The organism is Candidatus Cloacimonadota bacterium (genome assembly GCA_020532085.1).
Taxonomy (GTDB): Bacteria; Cloacimonadota; Cloacimonadia; order Cloacimonadales; family Cloacimonadaceae; genus Syntrophosphaera.
The window spans coordinates 1-5,069 of sequence record JAJBAV010000073.1 but is presented as its reverse complement, the minus strand read 5'-3'; the positions used below and the strand labels follow the sequence as shown (position 1 = coordinate 5,069).

5 protein-coding genes are annotated in these 5,069 nt (G+C 52.5%); all 5 read left to right on the top strand.

The annotated features are described in order from the left end of the window. A partial coding sequence (locus LHW45_10975; GenBank protein ID MCB5286091.1) for an Hsp70 family protein occupies positions 1 to 1,849 on the top strand: 1,849 nt, incomplete at its 5' end. Positions 1,850 to 1,985: 136 nt separating this feature from the next. Further along, positions 1,986 to 2,351: a metalloregulator ArsR/SmtB family transcription factor gene (locus tag LHW45_10970; protein MCB5286090.1), complete on the top strand. Its 366-nt coding sequence runs from the start codon at positions 1,986 to 1,988 to the stop codon at positions 2,349 to 2,351. After that, positions 2,348 to 2,569: a cation transporter gene (locus LHW45_10965; GenBank protein MCB5286089.1), complete on the top strand. Its 222-nt coding sequence runs from the start codon at positions 2,348 to 2,350 to the stop codon at positions 2,567 to 2,569. The genes LHW45_10970 and LHW45_10965 overlap by 4 nt, the downstream gene beginning before the upstream one ends. 96 nt (positions 2,570 to 2,665) lie before the next feature. Then, positions 2,666 to 4,417 carry a cadmium-translocating P-type ATPase gene (gene cadA / locus LHW45_10960; protein MCB5286088.1) on the top strand — a complete coding sequence of 584 codons (1,752 nt, stop codon included), beginning with the start codon at positions 2,666 to 2,668 and terminating at the stop codon, positions 4,415 to 4,417. Positions 4,418 to 4,553: 136 nt separating this feature from the next. Next, positions 4,554 to 5,069, top strand: a 516-nt coding sequence (locus LHW45_10955) for an Hsp70 family protein (protein ID MCB5286087.1), incomplete at its 3' end; no start/stop codon positions are given.

Genomic DNA, 5,069 nt, shown 5'->3' with positions numbered 1-5,069 from the left:
TGAGGGCGTCGTCGCGGCATCTTTCAAACGTGCCATGGGAGACACCCAATATTACATGACAGCGTACGGCAGGAGATACTCTTCAGAGGACCTTTCCGCCATATTGCTGAAATACCTCATCGCCGGCGCCGAGGCGAGGACCGGACATAAAATTGATTCTGCAGTTATAACGGTACCCGCATACTTCAATGATTTTCAGAGAACCGCCACCATCAGGGCCGGCGAGAAATGCGGGATTGATGTTCTTAAGATCGTCAACGAGCCTACTGCCGCGGCCGTTTCGTACGGATACAACAACGCAGGCAACAAAACAGTAATGGTATACGACCTCGGAGGAGGCACTTTCGACATAACCGTCGTCCGCATCGAAAACAGGAACATAAACGTACTTGGCACGGAAGGAAACCACATTCTCGGCGGAAAAGACTGGGACCAGGCGATAATGTCGTATTTCTGCGGAAAGTTCAATGACGAGTTTAACATCGATCTCAGGGACTGTGAATCTGCAAAGAACAAACTGATAGTGGTCGCCGAGGACCTTAAGAAGGAACTGTCTGAAGCCGATTGCGTCATAACCCACCTTGAATATGAGGGCGATGCCGCCGATTATACGCTCACCAGGGACCAGTTCAACGATATGACCGAGCCTCTTTTCGATTCGACCCTGGAAGTCTGCGAAAGGGTGCTGGCAGACATTAGGTTGGAATGGAAGGATATTGACGAGATCCTCCTCGTCGGGGGTTCTACAAGACTCCCCGGCATTCCGGGCCGCCTGGCCAGAATATCCGGGAGGAAGGTGATCAAGCACGCTGACACCGACTTGGCGGTTGCCAAGGGCGCCGCGCTGACCGCATATCTTTTCGGAATCGAAGGCAGGAAGCCCATGGGCGTGACCGATGTCACTTCCCACAGCCTCGGGGCCCTTTCTGTAAGGGAAGACGGCAAGAAATTCATCAACGAAATAATGATAAAACGCAACTCCAGCGTCCCATCGTCGGTTAGGAAGCCCTTCAGGATCGAACCAGGGAACCTGACCGACAGCATCGAGCTCTTCACGCTACAGGGCGAATCGCGCAATCCGCTGGACTGTGTGATCCTTGCAAGGATGAAGATATCCGGGATAATGAACAACGGAGAGGGCGTTGTCGTCGAGATAGGGTACAATTACGACGAGAACGGAGTTGTATGCATATCAGCTTTCCAAAACGGGAGCGAGCTGGCAGTGGAATCCGAAACGCTGCCCGGAGATATATCATGGATGGGGGGACGTCCTGAAAACAGACCTTCCAACGCCCCGGTCCAGAAGAACATTGTCATTGCGATGGACATTTCACGCAGTATGAAGGACGAACCGCTGGGAAAGGCTAAGAAGGCAATGTCCAGATTCATCAGGGAGGTCGCCGATGTAAACACCAAATTCGGATTGATTGTTTTCGGCGACAAGACGATAGTCGTCAGGGATCTCACTCTGGACCGCTACGCTATAGCCCGCTCGATAGAGGGCCTGCAATTAAAAATGGCCGGGAGGGGTACCGATGCCTCTCCGTTCAAAGAAGCGCGGAGGATGCTGATGGGCAAGGCGGGCAACAATATCATAGTGGTCCTTACCGACGGGAAGTGGGGGAACAGAGACATGGCCGTAATTCAGGCCATGGAATGCCGTATGGACGGGATCACGACCGTGGCTGTCGGTTACGGGGAAGCCGACAGGTCGTTCCTCAGGCAGATCGCAACGGCCGACGAGGATGTGCTATTTACAACGATCGATCAGTTGGGAGATACTTTCGGAACTATAGCCACTGCGGTGAGCTCCGGCGGAATAGGGCTGTGCGACATTGAAAAGGGATGACCATGGCTAAGATAGAGAACTACTGCATGCTGCTGGGACTGAAAACTGTGGACTGACGTCTTCGGCAAACCTCTTATCTTTATCTTTTTATAATTGAACATTCATTCAATTAGCATATATTCAATTGGGTGACCATATGGAAAATTACGATCGAGATATCTGCGATGTGCACGTGACACATCAGGACGTTGTAGAACTTGTAAGAAAAAGCATACCCAAAGAGGAGGATGTTTTCAGGCTTTCCGAGTTCTTCAGCCTGTTCGGCGACAGCACCAGGGTCAAGATATTGATGGCGCTGGAAGTGAGCGAGATGTGTGTTTGCGACATCGGCGCATCTCTGATGATGTCGGATTCTGCAGTCTCCCACCAACTTAAGGCGCTTAAAAGGTCCAGGCTCATCAAATCCCGCAGGGACGGAAAATTCGTATACTACTCGCTTTGCGACGACCACGTCAAATCGATAATCGACTTCGCGTCCGAGCATCTGGGGGAGGAGAAATGAGAGCCGCTTTCGTCATCGAGAACCTTGGGTGCGCGAACTGCGCAGCCAAGATGGAAAGGAAGATCTCCAAAATACAAGGCGTTAGATCCGCGTCCGTAATATTCATGTCCAAAAAGCTGATCGTCGATGCCGACGAAACAGATATCGGCCGAATAGAGATGGAGGCCGGGATCATAGTCAAAAGTATAGAGCCGGACTCCAGATTGATAAGGGGTTGAACCCACTTGCGTCGAAGAACAGCAGAAGTTCTGATCTCGGGCTTGCTATTTGCAATCGGTGCCTTACTGCATTACACCGGTCAGGAGACGGCCTCGATGGCCGTTCTCATAACAGCTTATGCGATTGCAGGCTATGTTGTGGCCATCTCCGCGGCAAAGAGCCTCCGTTACGGCATGATACTCGACGAGAACTTCCTGGCCATCATCGCTTCCGCCGGCGCTTTCATCATCGGTGCAAGCATCGAAGGTGCGGCGGTAATACTATTCTTCTGCGTCGGGAAGCTGTTCGAAGAGGCCGCTGTACAGAAAACAAGAAAGTCCATCTCCGAACTGGTAGAGATGCAGCCTGTTTCAGTAAGAGTGGTCAGGAACGGTTATGAGCTCGCCGTCAAACCGGAGGACGTCGCTATAGGCGAACATTTCGTAGTGCTTCCCGGGGAACGTATCCCGATAGACGGAACCATACTGTCCGGCTCTTCGTCTCTGGATACTAAAGCGCTCACCGGCGAGTCGATGCCGAGGGACGTCGCTCCCGGGGAATCCGCCCTAAGCGGATGCATAAATATGACTGGCACCCTTGTGATAAGGGCGGACAGAGAATACTCTGATTCAGCGGTCGCACGCGTCCTTGCAATGGTCGAGGAGTCGGGGTCGAGAAAAGCAAAGACGGAAAAATTCATAACCACTTTTGCAAAGTACTACACGCCCGCTGTCGTCGCTGCCGCAATTATAGTTGCGACCGTTCCGACGCTTTTGTTTGGACTGCCTTCCGACGTATGGGTCTATCGCGCGCTGGTGTTCCTTGTGGTTTCCTGCCCATGCGCCCTTGTCATGTCTGTGCCGCTGACATTTTTCTGCGGGGTAGGACGTGCCTCAAAATCCGGCATCCTGATCAACGGAGGGGATGTAATGGATAGGCTGGCACTAGTAGATACAGTCGTAGTGGACAAAACCGGCACCGTTACCAAAGGATCGTTCGACTTCAGCGGCATCCATGCTCACGGAGTCACAGAGGACGACCTGCTGGAGTATGCCGCGAAATCAGAGTATCACTCAGACCATCCGATATCCGCGGCGATAATAGGTCGCTACGGACGCGTTATCGACCCTGAGGATATCGGAGAATCGGTGAACATAGCAGGAAAGGGCATAAGGACCGAGGTCAACGGACACACTGTTCACACGGGGAATGCCAGGCTCATGCGGGAAATAGGTATAGAACCGTGCGGCACACACGATGGCGTTACCAATGTACACGTCGCGATCGACAGCACGTACGGCGGCCATATTTCCATATCGGACGAGCCGAAGGACGATTCCGCCGAAGCCATCCGCGAGATGAGGGAGCTGGGCGTGAAGGACGTGATAATGCTGACCGGCGACAACAGAACATCGGCCAGCCGGGTGGCGGAAATCGTCGGAATAACGAACGTCCACAGCGAACTGCTTCCGGAGGACAAACTGGACAGGCTTGAAGAGTATCTCGGACTCGAAAACAGATCGGGTTCCCTGGCATATGTCGGAGACGGCATCAACGACGCGCCTTCGATAGCAAGGGCCGATGTCGGAGTGGCAATGGGGGGCATAGGTTCCGACAGCGCAGTAGAGGCAGCGGACGTGGTCATAATGAACGATTCCCTCAGGAAGCTGCCGGAGGCCATCAGAATATCAAGGAGGACACGAAAAATCGCATACCAGAACATTGTTTTCTCACTGGGGTTCAAATTTGCCGCACTGGGACTTGCCACTTTCGGCCTGACCGGGATGTGGTTTGCAATATTCGCCGACGTTGGGGTTGCAGCGATAGCCATCGTAAACGGTACCAGAGTTTACGGGAGATTCCTATGATACTGTCCCCTGCGGAATTCGTAATTTGATTTTTCCGGAAATAAAGTGGGGGCCGGCAATAGCCAGTTTACGGATTTCGTATTGATTTGCCAAGTATTAAATCGGTCGAGCACATACGCGTGACTGGGATGCATGGATGAAGGTAGGTATTGACCTCGGGACAACCTACTCAACGATAGCTTATTACGATAAGGACAGCTGCGAGGCTGTCATAATCCCCGACGCACACGGTAACTTGCTTACTCCTTCCGTAATCTGTTTCTGCCCTGATGGAACGATTCACGTCGGTGAGACTGCAAAAAGCTTGCAGTCTCGGGGGGAGGGCATTATTGCAGCCTCGTTCAAACGCGCAATGGGCGACACCCAATATTCTATGACTGCATACGGCGCAAGGTACTCGGCAGAAGACCTTTCCGCCATGTTGCTGAGATATCTTATTGCCGGCGCCGAGGCGAGGACCGGACATAAAATTGATTCTGCAGTTATAACGGTACCCGCATACTTCAATGATTTTCAGAGAACCGCCACCATCAGGGCCGGCGAGAAATGCGGAATCGAAATACAGAAGATAGTCAACGAGCCGACGGCTGCGGCGATATCGTACGGATATAACAAGGCAGGCAACAAGACCGTCATGGTGTACGACCTCGGA